This window comes from Pseudomonas sp. TMW 2.1634, from assembly GCF_001703595.1.
In the GTDB taxonomy this organism is placed as follows: domain Bacteria; phylum Pseudomonadota; class Gammaproteobacteria; order Pseudomonadales; family Pseudomonadaceae; genus Aquipseudomonas; species Aquipseudomonas fragi.
In genome coordinates, this window is sequence record NZ_CP016849.1 from 1,351,268 (window position 1) to 1,373,277 (window position 22,010).

Annotated in this window: 14 protein-coding genes and 1 pseudogene; 5 read left to right on the forward strand and 10 right to left on the reverse strand. The window is 61.7% G+C overall.

Annotated features, from left to right (window positions below):
• Positions 1–1,197 precede the first annotated feature (1,197 nt).
• Positions 1,198–2,568, reverse strand: a complete 1,371-nt coding sequence (locus tag BFC21_RS06395; RefSeq protein WP_086797282.1) for an MFS transporter — start codon at positions 2,566–2,568, stop codon at positions 1,198–1,200.
• A gap of 242 nt (positions 2,569–2,810) precedes the next feature.
• Here BFC21_RS06395 and BFC21_RS06400 point away from each other — a divergent pair.
• Positions 2,811–5,234: pseudogene (locus BFC21_RS06400) on the forward strand (membrane-bound PQQ-dependent dehydrogenase, glucose/quinate/shikimate family).
• An 85-nt stretch (positions 5,235–5,319) separates the two neighbouring features.
• Here BFC21_RS06400 and BFC21_RS06405 read toward each other — a convergent pair.
• Positions 5,320–6,207 (reverse strand): LysR family transcriptional regulator, encoded by an 888-nt coding sequence (locus BFC21_RS06405; RefSeq protein ID WP_162939289.1) that lies wholly within the window; start codon positions 6,205–6,207, stop codon positions 5,320–5,322.
• 233 nt (positions 6,208–6,440) lie between these two features.
• Here BFC21_RS06405 and BFC21_RS06410 point away from each other — a divergent pair, with 233 nt between their 5' ends.
• Positions 6,441–7,475: a D-cysteine desulfhydrase family protein gene (locus tag BFC21_RS06410; RefSeq protein ID WP_120265812.1), complete on the forward strand. Its 1,035-nt coding sequence runs from the start codon at positions 6,441–6,443 to the stop codon at positions 7,473–7,475.
• Positions 7,476–7,480: 5 nt separating this feature from the next.
• On the opposite strand, the gene BFC21_RS06415 is transcribed toward BFC21_RS06410, so the two are convergent.
• The 8 genes from BFC21_RS06415 to BFC21_RS06450 form a co-directional block, all read right to left on the reverse strand.
• Positions 7,481–8,479, reverse strand: a complete 999-nt coding sequence (locus BFC21_RS06415; protein WP_120265813.1) for a LacI family DNA-binding transcriptional regulator — start codon at positions 8,477–8,479, stop codon at positions 7,481–7,483.
• 101 nt (positions 8,480–8,580) lie between these two features.
• Entirely contained in the window at positions 8,581–10,056 is a 1,476-nt protein-coding gene (locus BFC21_RS06420) for a sucrose-6-phosphate hydrolase (RefSeq protein ID WP_120265814.1), read from the reverse strand.
• 13 nt (positions 10,057–10,069) lie between these two features.
• Positions 10,070–11,362 (reverse strand): MFS transporter, encoded by a 1,293-nt coding sequence (locus BFC21_RS06425; RefSeq protein ID WP_120265815.1) that lies wholly within the window; start codon positions 11,360–11,362, stop codon positions 10,070–10,072.
• Between the two features lie 145 nt (positions 11,363–11,507).
• The gene (locus BFC21_RS06430) at positions 11,508–12,278 is read right to left on the reverse strand and encodes an ABC transporter ATP-binding protein (RefSeq protein WP_088377480.1); all 771 of its coding nucleotides are present in this window, start codon (positions 12,276–12,278) and stop codon (positions 11,508–11,510) included.
• Positions 12,275–13,336, reverse strand: a complete 1,062-nt coding sequence (locus BFC21_RS06435) for an iron ABC transporter permease (protein ID WP_016781068.1) — start codon at positions 13,334–13,336, stop codon at positions 12,275–12,277. Before BFC21_RS06435 ends, BFC21_RS06430 begins: the two co-directional genes overlap by 4 nt.
• Complete coding sequence (locus tag BFC21_RS06440) at positions 13,333–14,481, reverse strand: ABC transporter substrate-binding protein (RefSeq protein ID WP_177342577.1); 1,149 nt, start codon at positions 14,479–14,481, stop codon at positions 13,333–13,335. The genes BFC21_RS06435 and BFC21_RS06440 overlap by 4 nt, the downstream gene beginning before the upstream one ends.
• Positions 14,478–15,158 (reverse strand): Fe2+-dependent dioxygenase, encoded by a 681-nt coding sequence (locus BFC21_RS06445; RefSeq protein ID WP_095003715.1) that lies wholly within the window; start codon positions 15,156–15,158, stop codon positions 14,478–14,480. The genes BFC21_RS06440 and BFC21_RS06445 overlap by 4 nt, the downstream gene beginning before the upstream one ends.
• A 24-nt stretch (positions 15,159–15,182) precedes the next feature.
• Entirely contained in the window at positions 15,183–17,561 is a 2,379-nt protein-coding gene (locus BFC21_RS06450; RefSeq protein WP_120265816.1) for a TonB-dependent siderophore receptor, read from the reverse strand.
• 187 nt (positions 17,562–17,748) lie between these two features.
• On the opposite strand from BFC21_RS06450, the gene BFC21_RS06455 reads away from it, so the two are divergent.
• From BFC21_RS06455 to BFC21_RS06465, 3 genes are all read left to right on the forward strand, one after another.
• Positions 17,749–18,459 carry a response regulator gene (locus tag BFC21_RS06455; protein WP_088377483.1) on the forward strand — a complete coding sequence of 237 codons (711 nt, stop codon included), beginning with the start codon at positions 17,749–17,751 and terminating at the stop codon, positions 18,457–18,459.
• Positions 18,456–19,859, forward strand: a complete 1,404-nt coding sequence (locus BFC21_RS06460; protein ID WP_120265817.1) for an ATP-binding protein — start codon at positions 18,456–18,458, stop codon at positions 19,857–19,859. The genes BFC21_RS06455 and BFC21_RS06460 overlap by 4 nt, the downstream gene beginning before the upstream one ends.
• Before the next feature lie 70 nt (positions 19,860–19,929).
• Positions 19,930–20,610 (forward strand): GntR family transcriptional regulator, encoded by a 681-nt coding sequence (locus tag BFC21_RS06465; RefSeq protein WP_088377485.1) that lies wholly within the window; start codon positions 19,930–19,932, stop codon positions 20,608–20,610.
• Positions 20,611–22,010: the final 1,400 nt, after the last annotated feature.

Below are 22,010 nucleotides of genomic sequence, written 5' to 3' on the forward strand. Positions count from 1 at the left end.
TATGGGGGGTGGTCGTCTGTGAGGGGGCAGCACCGCAAAACCTGTGGCAGCTGGCTTGCCTGCGATGCTGGCGACGCGGTCTGGCAGGTACACCGCAGGGATGCCATCGCGAGCAAGCCCGCTCCCACAAAAGATCCTGCCAAACCGCAGGTTCTGCTGGCAATGCATCACTTGTGGGAGCTGGCTTGCCTGCGATGCTGGCGATGCGGTCTGGCAGGTACACCGCAGCGATGCCATCGCGAGCAAGCCCGCTCCCACAAAAGATCCTGCCAAGCCGCAGGTTCTGCTGGTAATGCAAAACCTGTGGGAGCTGGCTTGCCTGCGATGCTGGCGACGCGGTCTGGCAGGTACACCGCAGGGATGCCATCGCGAGCAAGCCCGCTCCCACAAAAGATCCTGCCAAACCGCAGGTTCTGCTGGCAATGCATCACTTGTGGGAGCTGACTTGCCTGCGATGCTGGCGATGCGGTCTGGCAGGTACACCGCAGCGATGCCATCGCGAGCAAGCCCGCTCCCACAAAAGATCCTGCCAAACCGCAGGTTCTGCTGGCAATGCATCACTTGTGGGAGCTGGCTTGCCTGCGATGCTGGCGATGCGGTCTGGCAGGTACACCGCAGCGATGCCATCGCGAGCAAGCCCGCTCCCACAAAAGATCCTGCCAAACCGCAGGTTCTGCTGGCAATGCAAAACCTGTGGGAGCTGGCTTGCCTGCGATGCTGGCGACGCGGTCTGGCAGGTACACCGCAGTGCTGCCATCGCGGGCAAGCCCGCTCCCACAAAAGATCCTGCCAAACCGCAGGTTCTGCTGGCAATGCATCACTTGTGGGAGCTGGCTTGCCTGCGATGCTGGCGACGCGGTCTGGCCAGCACACCGCAGTGCTGCCATCGCGGGCAAGCCCGCTCCCACAAAAGATCCTGCCAAACCGCAGGTTCTGCTGGCAATGCATCACTTGTGGGAGCTGGCTTGCCTGCGATGCTGGCGACGCGGTCTGGCCAGCACACCGCAGTGCTGCCATCGCGGGCAAGCCCGCTCCCACAAAAGATCCTGTCAAACCGCAGGTTCTGCTGGCAATGCAAAACCTGTGGGAGCTGGCTTGCCTGCGATACTGGCGACGCGGTCTGGCCGGCACACCGCAGGGATGCCATCGCGAGCAAGCCCGCTCCCACAGAAGCAACCTCGTTATAAAGGCCGGCTTTTAAGATCGCAATGCAACGGGGCTCTGCATCAACCGCAAGCCGCTGGCCAACGCTCCCGCCAGGGCAAAAACGCAACCCAGCCACAACGCTAACTGCGGGCCACTGCCCGTGGACAGATGAAAACACAGCGCCACCAGCGACGCGCCCAATGTCTGCCCCATCAATCGCGAGGTAGCGACAATGCCGCTGGCGCCGCCACTGCGGGCCAGCGGCGCGCTGGTCATGATCGCCTTGAGGTTGGGCGACTGGAAAAACCCGAACCCGGCACCGCACAACGCCATGCGCCAGCCGATATCAAAGGCCGAAGCCCCTTCGCTCAGCAGCGCCAGCGCCGCCATGCCTGCGCTCAACAGCAACAAGCCGATCCCGCACAGCAGCGCCAGCGACACCCGATCAGCCAGGCGCCCGGCAATCAGTGCCATCACCGCCACCACCGCCGGCCACGGCGTCATCAAAAACCCCGTAGCCACCTGGCTATGGCCCAATGCCGTCTGCAACAAGAAGGGCAACGACACGAAGGCCAGCCCTTGGGCACAAAACGCACAAATCGCCGTCAGTGACGACAACGCAAACAGTGGCCGCTTGAACAGATCGATTGCCAGCATCGGCGCTGGATGATCGGCCTGACGACGCATCAGCCACACCCCGCACACCAGCGCTACTGCGACCAGGCCCAGGCTCAGGTCACCTTCGGCGCCATGTACCGCCGAACCCAGCCCCAATACCAGCAAGGCAAACAACCCTGCACACAAGATCGCCGCCAACCGGTCGAAAGCGTGCCCGCTTCTCGGGATTTCCGGCAACGAGCGCAAGCCCAGCACAACCGCCAGCAACCCCAGCGGCACATTGATCAGATACAGCCAATGCCAGGTGGTCACCGCCAGGATGGCCGACGCCGCGGTCGGCCCCAGGGTAAAGGCCAGCCCCACCACCAGCGAGTTGTAACCCAGGCCCCGACCGAGGATTTTCGCCGGATAAATGTGGCGCAACAACGCGATATTCACGCTCATGATCGCGGCCGCACCCAGGCCCTGTACCACCCGCGCCGCCGTCAGCGTGGGCAGCGACCAGGCCAGCCCGCAAAACAGCGAGGCGACGATAAACACCAGCAAACCGCCGAGAAACACCCGTCGATGGCCCAGCACATCGCTGAGCGAGGCAAACGGCAGCACCGCGGCGATGGTTGCCAGCTGGTAGGCATTGACCACCCAGATCACCGAGGCGGAATCAGTGCCAATACCTTCGGCCAGGGTTGGCAAGGCCGTGTTGACGATGGCGGTATCCAGGGTCGCCATGCCGATCCCCAAGGAGATCGCGATCACGGCGGGCAGGCGTTTGTTACTGGGCAAGCCATCGGCAATTGAAGACATGAATCATCCGCACACAGACAAAGAGCTCAAGATTAAGGGCTGCAGCGGTTTTTTTCAGCGGCGGATTGCTCACTCGGACGAAATTTCATGTTCGTCGATACCCTCGCCACAACAGCGGATTATTGCTGCTTTACCAACAATGTTTCTCAAACCTGCGGATTTATCGAAAAAACCATCCGCATAGACTGCTCCTGATTAATGAATACCGATATGTGTGTATCAACCATGGAGCATTTAACAACATGACGGACAGTAAACAGCCCCCGGCTGGCAATAGTGCGCGGGTGCTATTTTCCCTGCTGGTATTGGTCGTATCACTGGCCCTGATATATGGCGGGGTCAAGCTGGTGGCTCTGGGAGGATCCAGTTACTACCTGATCGCGGGCCTGGCTTATCTGCTGCTGGCGGTGCTGTTTTTTTTGCGCAAGCGCATCGGCATCAGTCTTTCAGTGGCCATTTTCCTGGCAACGTGCGTCTGGGCATTTTATGAAGTGGGTCAGTTCAGCTATTGGCAACTGCTGCCACGCCTGGTCGTCCCGGCCATTATCCTGACCCTCAGTCTGTGGGTCGGCGCGGCCTTGCCAGGCCTTCCCCTGAACACCCGGCGTGCGGCTAACCGCAGCGGTGTTGCAGTGTTCGTGGCGTTGCTCGCCACCTTGATCGCTGCGTTTTACCCCCACGGTGCTATCTCCAACCCGGTTGCCGCGGCTGACCCGGCGCCGGCCGCTGAGCCATCACCGGCTGCGCAAAACTAGGAGTTCTTCGGCCGCAATGCATCGGGCACCCGCTTTGCGCCTTACACTCAAATCACCCCGCACAATGTCAATGACCTGCAAGTGGCCTGGGTCTACCGTACGGGCCGCCGCACCAGCGGCCCGGGCGCGGGTGTCGACGAAAACACCCCGTTGCAGATCGGTAATGTGCTGTACTCCTGCACCCCGGAAAACCTGATCACCGCCCTTGACGCCGATACCGGCAAGCCGCTGTGGAAGTTCGATCCTCACGCCAAAAGCGAAGAGCATGTTACTTGCCGGGGCGTGGGCTATTACGACATCGACAAGGACGACAGCCTGAGTGCTGAAGTCAAAGCGTCCTACAACGATCAACAGCAATGCCGTCAGCGCATTCTGGTGTCCTCTGTGGATGCCCGTTTGTTTGCCCTGGATGCCCGGAGCGGCGCCCTGTGCCCGAGCTTTGGCGACAACGGCTATGTTGATCTGAAAAAAGGCATGGGCCCCACCGAACACAGCAAGCGCTACCACCCCACTTCCCTGCCGGTGGTCATGGGCCATCTCACCGTGGTGGGTGGCTGGGTGCGGGATATTGTGGCCGGTGAACCTTCGGGTGCCGTGCGCGCATTTGATGTGCTGACCGGTAAGCTGGCCTGGGCATGGGATGTGGGTGCGCCGCAAAACAGCGACGTTACAGAGGCCGATCACCAGTTCGCCCTGGAAACCCCCAATGTATGGACCATTCCGACTTACGATAAAGAGCTGAACCTGGTCTACCTGCCCACCGGCAACGGCCCACCCGACTATTGGGGCGGCGACCGCAACCAGGCCAAGGAGAAATACGGCTCGGCCGTGGTCGCTGTGGATGCTTCGACCGGCAAGGCCAAGTGGGTGTACCAGACCGTCCATCACGATGTCTGGGACTATGACCTGCCTTCGCAGCCTGTGCTGTACGACATCAAGAATGCCCAGGGCGTGAAAACCCCGGTGCTGATCCAGACCACCAAGACGGGCAATATCTTTGTCCTGGACCGGCGCACGGGCCTGCCGGTGACCGCTGTTGAAGAACGCGCCGTACCAACCTCCCCTGCAGCCGTAGGCGAACACCTGTCGCCGACCCAACCGTTCTCGACAGGCATGCCGATGATTGGCGCCGAGCCGCTGACCGAAAAATCCATGTGGGGCGTGAGCACATTCGACCAGCTCTATTGCCGGATCCTGTTCAAGGACTCGGTCTATGTGGGCCCGTTCACCCCGCCGGGCGAAAAGCCCTATATTGAATGGCCGGGCTTGCTGGGCGGGATGAACTGGGGCGGGATTGCCATCGACGAAAACACCGGCATGATGTTCGTCAATGACATGCGCATGCCCCTGCGCATGGCGCTGGTTACCAAGGAAGACACGAACAAGTTCAAGGTGTCGACCGACGAAGTGCCAGGTTTCATGGGTACCATTCGCCCGCAAGTGGCCGGTATTTATGGCGGTGTAAAAATCGACATTCTCCAGTCGCCCCTGGGCGTGCCGTGCAACACCCCGCCGTTCGGCAGCATGAGTGCGATTGACCTCAACACGCAGAAACTGGTCTGGCAGGTCCCGCTGGGCACTGTCCAGGACACCGGGCCGCTGGGGATCAAGACCCACATGCCGGTGCCGCTGGGCATGCCGACCCTGGGCGGCCCCACCGCCACCGCTTCCGGGCTGGTGTTCTTTGCCGGCACCCAGGATTACTACCTGCGTGCGCTGGACTCCAAAACCGGCAAGCAAGTATGGAAAGCCCGTTTGCCGGTGGGTGCAGTTGCGGCGCCGTTGATCTACCAGTCGCCGGCCACGGGCAAGCAATATGTGGTGATCTCGGCAGGCGGCATGAGCCACTCACCTGACGTGGGCGACTACATCATTGCCTATGCGCTACCGGATGCTGTTGGCAAAGAGTAAGGCTTTGGCCTTGAAGCTACTTTCGTTGTGGGAGCGAGCACGCTCGCCCCCACAATTGAAGTCGCTCCCCCTGCATCCCGTCAGGTCATGCCGGCTGCAAACGCTCGACAATGAACGTCACAAAAGCATTGAGCTTGGGCAGTGCTTTTTTGCTGCGTGGATAGACCATCTGTACCGGTTTGGCTGCCGGTGCACAGGCATCCATGATGGTTACCAGCTCGCCTTTGGCCAGGGCCTCGGCGACCAGAAAGTCGGGTTGCATCAAGATGCCGTTGCCGGCGATCGCCGCTTGCAGGAGGACCTGACCGTCGTTGCTTCTGAGCACCGCGTGATCGGGCCAGGGCATGGTTTTATTACCGTGTTGCAGGGGCCAGGCGAAACGGTTGGTCCACGAGGTGTGGGTGAGGATTCGGTGCTGGTACAGCTGCTCCGGCGTCTGTGGCTCCTGGTGCGTTTGCAGGTACCCGGGTGCTGCGCAAATAACCATTCGGTACGGTGGCAGCGGCCTTGATTCGAGGTTGACCTCAATCAGCTCGGATATCCTGAAGCCCAGATCAAATGAGCTTTCGTGCAAATCCACCACGTCGTTGCTGAGGATCAGCTCCACTTGCACGTCCGGGTACAGCTGCATGAACTCGTTCACCAGCGGCCCCACCAGCGTGACGCCCAGGGTCATGGGCGCAGTCATGCGCAGCAGCCCGCCCGGCTTGCCAGTGGAGGCTTCGACCCGGCTCCAGGCGTACTTGATCTGTTCAAGGGCCTTTTTCGACTCTTCATAGAACAGCCGCCCCTCACCTGTCACCGACTGGCGGCGGGTAGTTCGTTGAATCAGCTTGCTGTTGAGCGCTGTTTCAAGGCTCTGAATATGGCGCCCCACCATCACCGCCGACATGCCCACCCGGACTGCCGCGTCGGCAAAACTGCCGGCCTCGACCACAGCCACAAAAACTTCCATCTGCCTGAGCTTGCTCATAAAACCGCCTTCTGGCCACGCTGGAAAAATAAACGGCTCATCGGCACGCCCATGCTTTTCATCTGATTTTAAGCGCTTGTCAGGCATAAATTAAACGGGCTTTTTATCTATAAAACCCGGGCCATCCATTACAAACTTTCAGTTCCACCAGTCCTAACTTTTACTGCATTTATTGCCGCCCATTTAACCCCTACAGTTAGGCCCCATTCAATTCAACACTCAGGTATCAAGCCATGCAAACCGTACTGGACAAGGCGCTGAGCGCGTTTCCCCGCGCCGACCTGTTACAGGGCCCTACTCCGATTCAACGGGCCAGCCGCCTTGAACAACAGCTGGGTTTGCATGAGCAGCAAGTGCAGCTGTATATCAAGCGCGATGACCATATGCTGATCGGTGGTGGCGGCAACAAGTTACGCAAACTTGAGTTTCACCTGGGCGCAGCCCTTCAGGACGGTATTAATACGATCATCACCGTGGGCGGCATCCAGTCCAATCATGCCCGGCTGACGGCGGCGGTCTGTGCTCGCCAGGGCATCGACTGCGAATTGATCCTGAGCCGCGCAGTGCCCAAGCGCGACGCCGACTACGAACTCAACGGCAACAGGCTGCTCGACCACCTGTTTGGCGCCCGGGTGCATGTGCTGCCACAGGGTGTAGACGCACAGGCGCAGGCCGAAATCAGGGCGGCTCAACTGCGGGCTGAAGGGCGCAAACCGCTGGTAATTCCCACCGGCGGATCGACGCCGGTGGGCAGTCTGGGTTATGCACGCTGCGCCGCGGAAATAACCTGTCAGGAAACAGAACTGGACGTGCAATTTACCCGCGTGATGATCGCCAACGGCAGTGCCGGCACCCATGCCGGACTGGCCGCCGGTTTCGAGCTGCTGGGGCGCGGCGCGGCAATGGTCAGGTCCTGGTCGGTGCTGGCGGATCGCGACACGGCGGCGGCCAGAACCCTGCAACTGACCCGCCAGACCCTGGCCCTGCTGGGCAGCTCGGCGGCCCTGCGCACAGACGCGATCGACATCGATGGCAGCCAGCTGGGCGAAGGTTACGGCTTGCCGACCCCGGCCATGCTCGAAGCGGTACGCCTGCTGGCCCGTTGCGAAGGTTTACTGGTAGACCCGGTGTACTCGGGCAAGGCCCTGGCCGGCCTGCTGAGCGACCTGCGCCAGGGCCTTTACCAGGCTGGCGATAACCTGCTGTTTGTGATGACCGGTGGCACACCGGGGTTGTATGCCTACAGGGACGCTTTTATCGGCCATTGACCGCGTCAGCAGGACTCGCGCTCAATCAGCGGGCAGGCAACCTGGTGTACGGCGCAGTCGTCCAGACCTTCAATCAGATGCAGCACCGCACGCCGGCCCATGTCGTAATACGGCAGCTGCACAGTGCTCAAGGGCGGGTAAAACAGCTCGGCAACCCCCACCATATTGTCAAAACCCAGCACCGCCACATCTTGCGGGATACGCAAGCCGCGGCTGAGCAGATACTGATACGCGACCAGGGCAATCCGGTCGTTGCCGCAGATCAGCAGGTCAAAGGGCGCCGTCCCTTGATCCTCACGCAACTGTTGTTCCAGCACCACCATTGTTTCCTGATAGCCATCATCGTCGGACAGGTCATATTGCGGCACTTGCGCAGCATCGATCCCGGCCTCGTCCAGGGCACGGGCCAAGCCGCTCTGGCGCAGCCCCCAGGCCATGCTGCTTTGCGGCAGGTTTATGCATAGCGGACGGCGATAACCTTGTCGCAGCGCCTGGCGGACCGCCTGATACTGCCCGTCTTCATCGTCTGATATATAGCAGGCGATGCCGGGGTCGGTGCTGACGCAATTGCCCAGTACCAGTGGCACGCTGCGCAGTACCCGGGGTATCTCCACCCGCCGCAGCTGCATGGCGCTGAAGATGATGCCGTCCGGTTGATGGGAGAGCATCAACTCGATGGCCTGCTGGTCTGGCGGGGTTTCAAACACGTTGAGGATAAACACGTTCCAGCCATGTTCGCGGGCCGTGCGTTCCATCGACAGCAGCATTTCAACGGCAAAAGGCGTGGTGGCCGTGTCCAGGGCAAAGATGCCGATGGTCTTGCCACTGGAATGCCCGCCACGGGTCTTGCGCGCCGAGAGGCTGGGCACATAGCCAAGTGTTTCGACGGCTTGCAGCACTTTGGCCAGGGTCTCCTGGTTCAACTTTCCCGGGGTATTGAGGGCCCTGGAAACGGTCATCAGGGAAACCCCCGCCAGCCGTGCTACATCTTTTACTGAGGCCATTGGTGCGCGCCATTACCTGTCTGGCCGGGCATGATGTCATGCCTGCCAGCGGCAGAACAGCGCCAACCCGGGCGGCGCCCCTGTGCATGGAAGCCTAGGCCTCATAGCTTCAAATCAGCCAGCCCCCATACCAGGGCTTCGCCAAAGTGCCCTGTGCCATTGACGGCATACGCCCGCAGCGCAAGGCTGTTGGCGTGCGGGTAAATCCGGCTGCTCAGGCTCCAGGCGCCATCATCGACAAACACTTCAATGGACGAACGATCGAGGAAAATCCGCAGGGCGATGCGTGTCTGGTCCGCCGCAATCGGTACGCTGCGAACACCGCTCACCCCGGCACCCGAGTGCTGCCGGTCGAGCACCAGGCGGCGGGCCAAGGCATCGTAGTACAGCAGGGTTTGCTCCTGCTGGTCATCGCTGCAGCGCAATGCCAGGCCGAAATGCTCGGCGCTGCTGCGGGCAATATCCAGCTCAACCTCAAGCTCCAGCAGCGCGCCCCGGGCCTCGAGCAACTGGCTCGCGGACTTGACCTGACCTATCTGCAGCACCTGCCCGGACTGCCTCAACGCCACCAGCTCGCGGGCCGGTCGCATCAGCAGCCGGTCACCGTCGCGGCTCAACTCGCGGGGTAACGTCAGCGCGCCGCACCAGTGTTCGGCCTGGCTGGGCATCGGGCTTTCCCACATGTCCATCCAGGCCCATAACAGACGACGGCCGTCGGGTGCCAGCAGGGTCTGGGCGGCATAAAAATCGTGGCCATGATCGAGTTCATGCAGCGGCCCGCAGGGCTCGAACACGCCCATATCGTCCAGTTGGCCCACCCGGTAGCTGTTCTGGTACAGGTTCCAGTTGTCGTATCCAACGGGTTTCAAGCCCTGGGGCGAGTACAGCAGCACATCGCGGCCATCCAGTGCAAAGATGTCCGGACACTCCCACATATAGCCATCCGGCTCGCGCTGGCCTTGCAGGGCACAGCCCAGAAAGTCCCAGTGCAGCAGGTCAGCAGATCGATAGAGCAACAACTGTGGGTCATCGCCCCGCCGCGCGCCCAGTGCCATCCACCATGCACCGTTACGCTGCCACACCTTGGGGTCGCGAAAATGCATGATGGCCGGGTCCGGCGGTGTCTCGATGACCGGTCCGAGCTTGGTGAAGGTAATACCATCGGTGCTGCTGGCCAGGCACTGGACCTGACGGATGTGCTGGTCATCACCCGGCTCTTGCAACCAGATGTGGCCGGTATAAATCAGGTAGAGGGTGTCATCGAGCACCACTGCCGAGCCAGAAAAGCAGCCATCGCGGTCGTAGTCGTCACCGGGCGCCAGGGCAATCGGCAAATGCTGCCAATGCACCAGATCATCGCTACAGGCATGGCCCCAGTGCATGGGGCCCCATTGCGCAGAAAACGGATGGTGCTGATAAAACACATGGTATTGGCCGCGAAAGAACACCAGCCCGTTAGGGTCGTTCATCCACCCGGCCGCAGGGGCCAGGTGATAAGCGAGGCGATAGTCGTTGCCGCGTTCGGGCAGTGTTTGCGCGATGGCGCGATGGGCCTTGTCCAGCCGTACAGCGTGCATGGGGTGGTCCTTGTCAGGGTTCATAACGGGTAACCGATTGAGTGATGGCGGGCATTGCCAGCGCCTCTGCCACACTGGCCTTGCGCGGCGGCGGCCGGGGGTCGTTGCGCAGCAGGCGCCAGGACAACAACAGGCAGGCACCGGCCAGTGCGGACATCACCAGGTACACGTCGGCAAATCCGTACTGGTCATAACCGTAGCCCACCAGCGGCGAGAGCAACATGGCGGTGAGCTGCTGGGCAAAATGAAAGCCCACCAGGTAGATCGAGGCCGACAGGCGCGGGTCGAAATTAAACGCGATGTACTTGAATACCGAGACCAGCAGGATCGGCACCTCTACCGCATGCAGCATCTTGAACACGGCGATGGCCCAGGTTTCAGTGGCCAGGCCGGAACCGAGAATGCGAAAAAACATGATGCTGCCCGCCAGGATCAGCCCGTATTTCGCACCGGTACGCCCGACCACCCACGGCGCCACCAGGAGCAGGCCCGCTTCCAGCAGAACCTGGGAAGAATTCAGGTAGCCATAGGCCTGGATGCCCTGTTCCGGGGTCGCAAAAAACGACGAGAAATACACTGGAAACTGCTGCTCGTAGATCATGTAGATCCCGCAAACCCCGGTCAGGTAAACGCTGAAGGCCCAAAACCGCGGCAGCTTGAGCAATTGCCACAGGTCGCTGACGGTGACCGGCGCAACGCCGCTTTCGCCGCCACAGGCGCCGGGTTGCTTGAAGCGGCTCAAGTCCAGCCGAAACAGAATCAGCAAAAACACCACGCCGGCGGCGCTGCTCATATAGAAGGCAATATTGGGGTCAATATTGAACACCACACCCACCATGCAGGTGGCCGCAGCCCAGCCCAACGATCCCCACATCCTGCTGGTACCAAATTCAAAACCCACATGCCGGGACAGGCGTTCGGTATAGCTCTCGATCACGCCCACCCCCGCCAGCATGGCAAAGGCCAGAAAAATCGCCCCCACCACAGCGCCCAGCACCACGTTTTGAGCCAGCAAGTGGCTGTAGACATAAATTGCGAACGGCGCAGCAGCGCACAGCAGCACGCCAATCCACACCAGCAGTTTTCTCGACAACCCGAGCTTGTCCTGCAAGGCCCCGTAGAACGGCTGGATCAGCAGCGCCGCGATCGCATTGGCGGCGAACACATAGCCGGTCTGGGCACCATTGAGGCCGATGACCTGATGCAGCCAGATGGAAAACAGCGAGTAGCTGGAAGACCAGGAAAAGAAGAAGAAAAACAGTAAACCGCTGATAAGCCAGTAATCACGCTTGACCGTCCGCTGCATGGGTTGCGCCTCTTGTTATTATTTAAGTTAACGTTAACATTTCTGGCTATTACGGCTGCCAATAGCTTCGCTGTCAAGCACCGGTCGCTTAAGAGCGCCTGGCAAAGCCAGCCAAAAACCTCCGTGCAGGCTGACGAACAAGGGTTCAAACCGGGCTATCGACCACTACCTGCAGGGTCTGCTGCGAACACCGTTCAACCCGTGCCCTGACCCCATATACCTCGGCAAACAGCTGCGCAGTCAGTACCTGCTCTGCCGCGCCAAAAGCGACCACCGCCCCTTCGCGCAGCACCGCAATATGATCGGCAAAACGGGCCGCCAGGCTGATATCGTGCAGCACGATCACGGCAATCAGCTGGTGCTGGCCAACCATCTGGCGCACGCAGTCCATTACCCGCAATTGATAGCTTAAATCCAGCGCACTGGTCGGCTCATCCAGCAGCATGACCCGGGGCTTGCGGGCAATCAGCTGCGCCAGGCTGACCAGTTGCCGCTGGCCGCCGGACAGTGCGTTGAGCATATGATCGGCCAGCGCTGCAATGCCAATGCGCTGCAAAGCCCCGTAGGCTTGCTCCAGGCAATCACCGCCATTGCCCGCCACCCGCAGTGCCGCCATCACGCTCTCGATCACACTCAAGCCCAGCCCTGGCGGCAGGTGCTGGGGCATATAGGTGACCTGCCGCGCACGCTGCGCCACGCTCATCGGCGCCAACGGCTGACCGTGCAGGGTGACTGCGCCGGTCATCGGCTCAAGGCCCGCCAGCCCGCGCAACAGGGTGGACTTGCCCGCCCCGTTGGGGCCAATCAGGGCGGTCAATGTACCCGGGCGCAGGGGCGGCAGCGAAGCGTCGGCAATCACCACCTTGCGTCCGTATTTGACGTGGGCGTGTTCGATCAATAACCCTTGTTCACTCATAGCTGCCTGCCCCGCTTGAATACCAGTACAACAAAAATCGGCACGCCCACCAGCGCGGTCACAATACCCACCGGCACAATCACCCCCGGCATGATGACCTTGCTCACCACCGAGGACAGCGACAGCAACAACGCCCCCACCAGGGCACTGGCCGGGAACAGAAAACGCTGGTCTTCACCGATCAGGATCCGCGCAATATGCGGCCCTACCAGGCCGATAAAGCCGATGGTGCCGACAAACGCCACCGCCGTGGCGGACAGCAGGCTGATGCGCAGCAAGGCGAAAAAGCGCAGCCGCCGCACGTCAACACCAAAGCTCTGCGCCCGCTCCTCGCCCATGCGCAGCAAGGTCATGCGCGAAGCTGCATGCAGGGAAAACGGCGCGGTCAGCCCCAGCACCAGGGCAAGAATGCCCAGCTTGTCCCAGTTGGCACGGGCCACGCTGCCCAAGCTCCAGAACACCAGTTGCTGCAACACATCTTCGGTGGCCAGCAACTGCAACAGCGCCACCAGGGCGTTGCAACTGAACACCAGGGCAATACCGAACAGCACCAGGGTCTCGACCCCGGCTCCGCGCAACCGCGACATGCCGTGCAGCAGGAACATCGAGGCGCAGGCAAATACAAAGGCCGCCAGCGCCACCAGCGAATCGCGGCTTAACAAGGCGCTGCTCAGTGGAAATACGATCACCAGCGAAGCCCCCAACGCCGCCGCCGACGACACGCCCAGGGTAAACGGGCTGGCCAGCGGGTTATTGAGGATGGCCTGCATTTCTGCGCCGGCCAGCGACAGCGCCGCGCCCACCAACACCGCCATCAGCGCATAGGGCAAGCGCACATTCCAGATGATCACCCGGTCCGTGACATCCAGGGTCTGCGGATGCAGCAGCCCCTGGAGCAGTTGCCCCAGCCCCATGCCGGACGAGCCGGTGGACAGGTCCAGCAACACGCTGCCCAGCAGCGCACAGCCGATCACCAGTAACAGGCACACGCGCCGCGCCAGCAGGCGTCGATAACCGTGACTGGCAGCAAGCACTGCCGGGTTGGCGATAGCGCTCATTGTTGTTCACTGATCCAGTACTGACCTGCCAGCGGCGTGTCGAGAAACTGTTGGTTGAGCTCATTGAGGGTCAACTGCGGATCAAGGTCGGTGAACTTTTGCGGGTGAACCCACTTGGCCAGGGCCTCAATGGCGAGGATGTTGTACGGCGAGTTGTAGAAGTCGTGCCACAGCGCGTGCACCGTGCCCTCGCGTACCGCGCGCAAATCGGCGAACTGCGGCCGTTTCAACACCTGCATCAGCGAGGTACGGGCCGTTTGTGCATCGATGCCCGCACCCAGCATCACCCCGGGCTGCTGGTTGCCAGACAGGATGTACACATCAGGGTCGGCCTTGAGGGCATATTCCACACTGATATCCCCCAGTGCGCCGGGTACCACGCCCTCGGCAATATTGCGCCCGCCCACAAGGCGGATCAGTTCGCCCATACCGCCTTTACCCGTGGTGTGTCCGGGGTTGGCCCAGACCCCGGCCAGCAGTTCGAGAAACACGCCGGGCCGCTGGCTGTCATCAAGCGTACCCAGGGTGCGGGTAATGCGTTCGACATGCCGGTTGTAGAAATCGACAAAGGCACTGGCCTGCGCTTCGCGGCCCAGAGCCTGGCCCAGCGCGGTCATGCTGTCGCGGGTGCCTTGCAGCGGGTTGACCCGAAAGTCCACGAACAACACCGCGATACCGGCCTTTTCCAGCACATCGGCCACCGGGCTGTGTTCGGTGGGGCCATGCCCGGAGATGCTGAATACCGCCAGGTCCGGCTTGAGCGCCAGGATCTGCTCGGCGCTGACGCTCTGCTCCGACGCCTGACCGATCAAGGGGATATCCTTGACCTGGGGAAACTTCGCCACATAGGCGGCGTAGGTGTTGGGGTCGAGCTTGCGCAGGTCGTTCTGCCAGCCCACGATGCGCTGGAACGGCCGGTCGCGGTCAAGCAGGGCAAAGGCCGAAATCAGCCGCCCCTCCCCCAGCACCACCCGCTGTACGGTGTCCGGCACCTTGACCACCCGGCCCAGGGCATCGGTGACGTCCCTGGCCCAGGCCGTCGATACCGCCATGCCCAGAAGGACGATAAGGGCGCCCAGGCGCACACAGGCTTGACGCAAAAACAGCTTGGACACGGTAAATCTCCCGCTCAGTAAAGGGCTCATACGTCGCTCCAGCGGCGCAAGAGGTTGTGGTACACGCCGCTCAGTTGCAGCAGCGACTCGTCATCCGCCTGCTGGGTGGTGAGGCGTTGAATGGCCACGTCCATGTCCAGCAACAAGCTGCGCTGACTGTCTTCACGCACCAGGCTTTCGATCCAGAAAAACGCCGCCAGCCGCTCGCCCCGCGTCACCGGGTTGACCCGATGCACGCTGCTGCCCGGGTACAACACCAGGTGGCCTGCGGGCAGCTTGACGCTGCGCTCGCCGAAGGTGTCGCGGATCACCAGTTCGCCGCCGTCATAGCTGTGCGGATCACTCAGGAACAGGGTCGCGGACAGGTCGGTGCGCACCCGCTCACGCACCCCCTTGATGCCGCGAATGGCATTGTCGATATGAAAACCGAACCCCTCGCCGCCGCTGTAGCGATTGAACAGCGGCGGGTAGATGCGCTTGGGCAACGCGCCGGACATAAACAGCCCGTGCTCGGACAACCGCGCCAGAATGCGTTGCCCCAGGTTGACGCCGGCGGCGTCGTCCTCGGCCAACTGGCGGTTGCATTTCACCCGCGCCGACCCCACGCCAGCCGTCTGCTTGCCGTCCACCCACGGCCGGGCAAGCAACAGGTCGCGCATCTCGTTCACCTCATGGGCGCTGAACACCTCGGCGATTTCGATCAGCATGGCGCGCTCCGCAACCGGTGGTGGTCAGAAGTCATAGTCGATGCTCGCCGTCAGCGTGCGCCCGGCCCCCGGTACGCCATACAGCTGGAAGCCATCGAGGGAGGCACCGACGCGGCTGAAGTAGAAGGTGTTGAACAGGTTGTCGACGTTGACGTGGACGGTGGTTTGAGGATTGACCTGGTACTGCGCGGCCAGGTAATGCACCCAGTAGCCGGGGGCTTTTTCCTTGTCCTGCGTGTAGATCGCCAGCACCCCGGACGGGCCGTCGGCATAACTGCTGTTGTTGTTCAGGCCGCCCACGTATTTGTTGTCGGTATAACGCCGGCGCCCGACATAGTTGGCGCCGTAGCTCAGGCTCAGGTCATCGGTAAAGGCGTAGGTGGTCCACAGGTTGGCCGTCAGGTCGGGGACGTTCTTGGCTTCTGCACCTTTGTTGACGCCCTTGGTTTGCTCGCTTTTAAGCGCCGAAAAACCGCTGTAGGCCGTCCATCGATTGGTCAGGTTGCCCTGCAGGCCCAGTTCCACGCCATCGACGCGCTTGGCAGGCAAGGCACGCACCGGCGACGCTTCGCCCTCGGTGTACTCCCAGGAGTTGACCAGTTCGGTGCGAAACACCGCCGCCGTCACGCTGATGCCCTTGTCCAGCAGGTCCCACTTGGTGCCCAGTTCGTAGGTCTTGGACTTGGCCGGGGTGTAGCGGCTGGTGCTGGCGGCGCCGTAGATCTGGTTGTTGGTCGAGGCACCGATAGCCGAAGGCTGGGTCGACTCACTGTACGAGGCGTAGATCGTGCCGTTGGGTTGTGGCTTGAACACGATCCCGGCGCGGCCGCTCCAGGCGCCCGAGGTGTCCTTGACATCGTCCTGGCCACGCTGGGTGGTCTCGGCGCTCCAGTGGTCGTAGCGCAGCGAGCCCATGACCTGCCACCACGGGTTGAGGGTCAGGGTGTCGCCAAAATACAGCCCGGCGTTGTCGATGCTTGAGCGCGGCTCGCCCACGCCCTTGGTGGTGTACTCCACGGCAAAGTCATGTTGCGGGTTGGCCATGTCGAAGAACATATTGGCCGCCGGCACCTTGGCGTTGCGCTCAAGGCCGCCGTAGGTTTCGTGGTACACATCCAGCCCCGCCACGGCCTTGTGGCTGATGGAGCCGGTATCGAAGGCAAAGCTCACGTCGGTCTGGTTATCGAGGATGGTATAGCGCTTGGACAGGCCGAAATCGCTGCCGCGCAGAATGCCGTAGGCGGTGCTGCCGGTGTTGCTGTAGTCGGTATAGACCTTGACCCCGTTGACCGTCGACGCCGGGCCCACGCCCACATAGCCCAGGGTGGCGCAGCGGCTGCCGGTGCAGGTTTTCGCGCCGTCGGCACTGGCGGCATTGAAGCGCGCCGGCGACAGCACCGAGAAGTTGTCGGTACGCTGCCAGCGCAGTTGGTTGGTCAGCAGCGCACCGTTGTCGAAGTCGTGCTCCAGGCGCCCGGTCAGCGAGGTGGTTTCGGTCTGCTGGGTGTACAGGCTCGAATCGCCGTACCAGTTGCTGCGTTTGACGCCGGGCATGCGCTTGCCATCGGTGCCGCGCAAGATCGGCAGGCCGCCGTCCGGGGTGTTGTCATCTTTCTGGTAAAAGAAGTCGACAAAGGCCCGGGTCGGTGTCGACAGCCCCAGGGCCAGCGAAGTGGCGATGCCCCAACGGTCGTAGTCCACCTCGTCGCGCTCGGCCACCTGGCTCGAGTGCTTCATCAGGTTGATACGCAGGGCGCTGGTGTCATTCAACTCGTGGTTGATATCGGCCGTCAGGCGTTTGTAACCGTCAGTGCCGACCCCGGCGGAGACCCGGTTGGCATCCCCCAGATGGGCCTCCTTGCTCACCAGGTTGACGCTGCCACCCACCGCCGAAATACCCGACTCGATGGCGCCGGTGCCCTTGAACACCTCGGCTTGTTGCAGGTTGAACATGTCGTTGCGGCTGGACATGCCCGCGTCGCGCACACCATCGACTGTCAGGCTCTGCTCGGAAGAAAAACCGCGAATGGAAAACAGGTCGCCCCAGCCCAGGTTGCCCTCCCCCGACATAAAGGTGATACCCGGTACATTGCGCAGAATGTCCTGCAGGCTCTGGGCGTTCTGCTCCTTGAGCACCTGCTGCGGCACAATGGTGATACTTTGCGGGGCATCGAGCAGCGGGGTCATGACCTTGCGCGATGACACTTCGTCGACCTTGAACGGCGAGTCATAAGTCCCCTCGACGTTCGACGCAGGCAGAGTCAGCACGTCGTTTGCCGGCTGCGCCGCCTCGCTGGCCGGGCTTAAAACCCCAAGGGCCAGCAGGCTGATAACCGGAGCCAGGGTAACGTTCAATGCACAAGGGGTATTGCGAACTACTGCCGCATCGGGTGACGATGACATCGGGCCTTCCTTAATTACAATGACTCGCATTTAGATTCGCCATTCTAAAGAGCGTCATTGCCGCGGATGGCCCGACTTTGTATCGGCACTGCACGAAATCAGCGCCCACAACATTCCATTACATTTCGTTTGGCTCCACCGCGTGAAATCCGCTATTGCTGCGAGCCCCAAGGCGTACCCGAAGCCCATGTCCAAGCAAGACCATATATTGATCGTCGATGACGACCCCGAAATCCGCCAGTTGCTGGCCGACTACCTGCGCGACGCCGGTTACCAAACCTGCACGGCCTGCGACGGCAAGGAAATGCGCCGGCGCCTGGAGCTGAACGTGATCGACCTGATCGTGCTCGATCTGATGCTGCCCGGCGAAGACGGCCTGAGCCTGTGCCGAACTCTGCGTGCCAGCTCCAATATCCCGGTGATCATGCTCACGGCACGCGCCAGCCTGATCGACCGCATCGTCGGCCTGGAAATCGGCGCCGATGACTACTTGCCCAAACCCTTCGATCCGCGTGAATTACTGGTGCGCATCAAGGTGGTGTTGCGTCGGGCGCAGAGTTTCCCCGAGCGCGCCCGTATCGATGAGGCGCCCTTTGTCCGCTTCGACCAGTGGCGCCTCGACACCCGCGCTCGCCAGGTGCTGTCCGCCGAAGGCCTGGTGATCAGCCTGGGCAACTCCGACTACCGCGTGCTGCGCCTGCTGTTACAGCACCCCAACCGGCCGTTGAGCCGGGACTTTTTGCTCAACCATGTGTTCGACAAGGACAGCACGCCTTTCGATCGCTCCATTGATGTGTGCGTCAGCCGCCTGCGTCAGCAACTGGCCCCCGGCCTGATCAAGACCGTACGCAATGAAGGCTATATGCTCACTTCGGCCTGCGTGACGAGCGAATCATGACGTTGTTGCCGCGTACCCTCTACGGTCGGCTGGTGGTGATCCTGGTCACGGGCATGCTCGCCGCCCAGGTGCTGACCAGCAGCATCTGGTATGACGTGCGCCACAGTCAGGTGCTGGAAATCCCCACGCGCCTGATTGCCAGCCGCCTGGCCGATATCGTGCGGGTTGCCCGCAGCGATCCGCAGCACATCGAGCTTTTTTTGCATAACCTCAGCACCCCGGCTTTCAACCTCGAACTGCGCAACGCCGCTGATATGCAGCGCAACACACTGCCCCTCCAGGACCAGGCTACCGAATCGTTGCTGCGCAGCCTGGTCGATGAAAAAACCGCGTCGCGCACGGCCCTGAACCTGCTAAACCTCACCCTGCTCGACAGCCAGGGGCACAAGGCCGGGGTGGATACCCTGTTCGGCTCCAGCCCCGCTGCCGGGCAATTCACCCTTGAGCTGCGCCTGGCCGACGGCCGCTGGCTGCATGTGCAGGCCACCGAGGATCAGGGCTGGACCAGCATGGCGCCGGCCGATGTGCTGCTCGATTACTTTATGCGTATCTATCTGGTGCGCATCATCGTGGTGGCGATCATCGTGTTGCTCGCGGTACGCCTGGCCGTTCGCCCGCTCAATCAACTGGCGCAGGCTGCGCAAGCACTGGGGCAGGATATCCGCCGCCAGCCACTGCCGATTAAAGGGCCGGTGGAAGTGCAGCGTGCGGCCCAGGCCTTCAACCTGATGCAGCAGCGCCTGCTGGCCAGCATGGCTGAGCGCACGCGCTTTCTGGCGGCGGTGTCCCACGATCTGCGCTCGCCCATCACCCGCCTGCGCCTGCGCACCGAAATGCTCGACGACGAAGCACTCAAGCAGCGTTTTCGCAATGACTTGACGGACATGGAGGGGCTGGTCTCCACCACCCTGGAATTTGTCAGCAGCGGTGAAATCAACGAGCCGCGCCAGAACATCGACCTCAACGCCTTGCTGCAAAGCCTGCAGGCCGACCTGCACGACATGGGAGCAACCATCACCCTGAACGGACGCGCCAGCCGCCCGGTGTCGGGTTATGCCCGCAGCCTGAAACGCTGCATACAGAACCTGCTGGAAAACGCCGTGCGTTATGCCCGCGATGTGCAGGTGCTGGTCGACGAACACCCCGATGGCCTGAGCATCACGGTCAGGGACAGCGGCCCGGGGATAGCCGCGCAGCAACTGACCCAGGTGCTGGAGCCGTTCTACCGGCTGGAGTCTTCGCGCAACAGCCGCAGCGGCGGCTATGGCCTGGGCTTGAGTATCGCCCACACCGTGGCAGTCGCCCACGGCGGCACATTGACCTTGCACAATCGCCCCGAGGGCGGGCTGGATGCGCTGCTTACCCTGAAAAACCAGGTGCCCGCGACCACAGGCCAATGACCCCAGCGTAGAGAGGGTATTACCCGGTCCATTTGCGTTTCGTATACCATATCTTTTTTACCAGTGAACGATGATCGCCGTGGCCCACCCAAAATTCAATGCTCCCGACCTGGGTAACTCACCTTCCACGTCGGAAATCATCACCCTGCATCTGCGCGACGCGATTGTCGCCGGGCATTTCGCTGAAGACGAACCGATTCGCCAGGATGATATCGCCCGCCAGTTCAATGTGAGCAAGATCCCCGTGCGCGAAGCCCTCAAGCGGCTTGAAGCGGAAGGGCTGGTGATGTTCCAGCGTAACCGCGGCGCGATGGTCACGCGGATTTCCGAGGCGGAACTGGCGCAAATGTTCGAAGTGCGCATGCTCCTTGAAGACAAGTTGCTGCGCCTGGCCATCCCCAACATGACCGCAGACACCTTTGCCCGTGCCGAACGCATCTGCCAGGAGTTTGTGGGTGAAGATGACGTGGGCCGCTGGGCCGAGCTCAACTGGGAACTGCATGCCTGTTTGTACGAGCCTGCGCAGCGGCCCTTCATGATCAGCCTGATCCGTTCGGTCAATGACAAGCTGGAGCGCTACCTGCGCATGCAGATGAGTTTGTCGGCGGGCAAGCACCGCGCCGACCACGAACACCGTGAAATCCTCGATGCCTGCCGCGCCGGCGATGTGGAGCTGGCGGTCAAGTTGCTGGATGAGCATATCGCCGGTGTGTGCAAAACCCTGTTTGAGCATTTGCCGCAAAGCCATTGATTGGCCTGCAGACGCTGCGGGCTGCCAGCCAAACCGCGTTGATGCCATCGCGGGCAAGCCCGCTCCCACAGGAGTGGGCCGAATGGTGCGAGCGCCGCATACCCTGTGGGAGCTGGCTTGCCTGCGATGCAGACGCTGCGGGCTGCCAGCCAAACCGCGTTGATTCCATCGCGGGCAAGCCCGCTCCCACCGGTATGTGCCTAATGGTGCGAGCGCCGCATGCCCTGTAGCAGCTGGCTTGCCTGCGATGCAGACGCTGCGGTCTTTCAGCCAAACCGCGTTGATGCCATCGCGGGCAAGCCCGCTCCCACCGGTGTGTGCCGAATGGTGCGAGCGCCGCATACCCTGTAGGAGCTGGCTTGCCTGCGATACTGACGCTGCGGTCCGCCAGCCAAACCGCGTTGATGCCATAGCGGGCAAGCCCGCTCCCACCGGTGTGTGCCTAATGGTGCGAGCGCCGCATGCCCTGTAGGAGCTGGCTTGCCTGCGATGCAGACGCTGCGGTCTGCCAGCCAAACCGCGTTGATGCCATCGAGGGCAAGCCCGCTCCCACCGGTGTGTGCCGAATGGTGCGAGCGCCGCATACCCTGTAGGAGCTGGCTTGCCTGCGATACTGACGCTGCGGTCTTTCAGCCAAACCGCGTTGATGCCATCGCGGGCAAGCACGCTCCCACAGGAGAGTGTCGAATGGTGCGAGCGCCGCATGCCCTGTAGGAGCTGGCTTGCCTGCGATGCAGACGCTGCGGGCTGCCAGCCAAACCGCGTTGATGCCATCGCGGGCAAGCCCGCTCCCACAGGAGAGTGCCGAATGGTGCGAGCGCCGCATACCCTGTAGGAGCTGGCTTGCCTGCGATACTGACGCTGCGGTCTTTCAGCCAAACCGCGTTGATGCCATCGCGGGCAAGCACGCTCCCACAGGAGAGTGTCGAATGGTGCGAGCGCCGCATACCCTGTGGGAGCTGGCTTGCCTGCGATGCAGACGCTGCAGTCTGCCAGCCAAACCGCGTTGATGCCATCGCGGGCAAGCCCGCTCCCACCGGTATGTGCCGAATGGTGCGAGCGCCGCATACCCTGTAGGAGCTGGCTTGCCTGCGATATTGACGCTGCGGTCTTTCAGCCAAACCGCGTTGATGCCATCGCGGGCAAGCCCGCTCCCACAGGAGTGGGCCTAATTGTCAGGAACAACCTCCCAAAGTGTTCCCTTGTGGGGCATTTCCTACGTCACTGCTCCCTTCTGTAACACCGCCCACCCCAACACCCCACCGCGCAAACCCGTGACAAACCCTCTCCCGCGCTGATTACAGCTTTGCAGGAACAATCGGCACACGATTTGCTAAACAAATATCGTATACGAAATCCAAAGAACGATTTTCAACAGCACTTCAACGACTCCGAGGCTT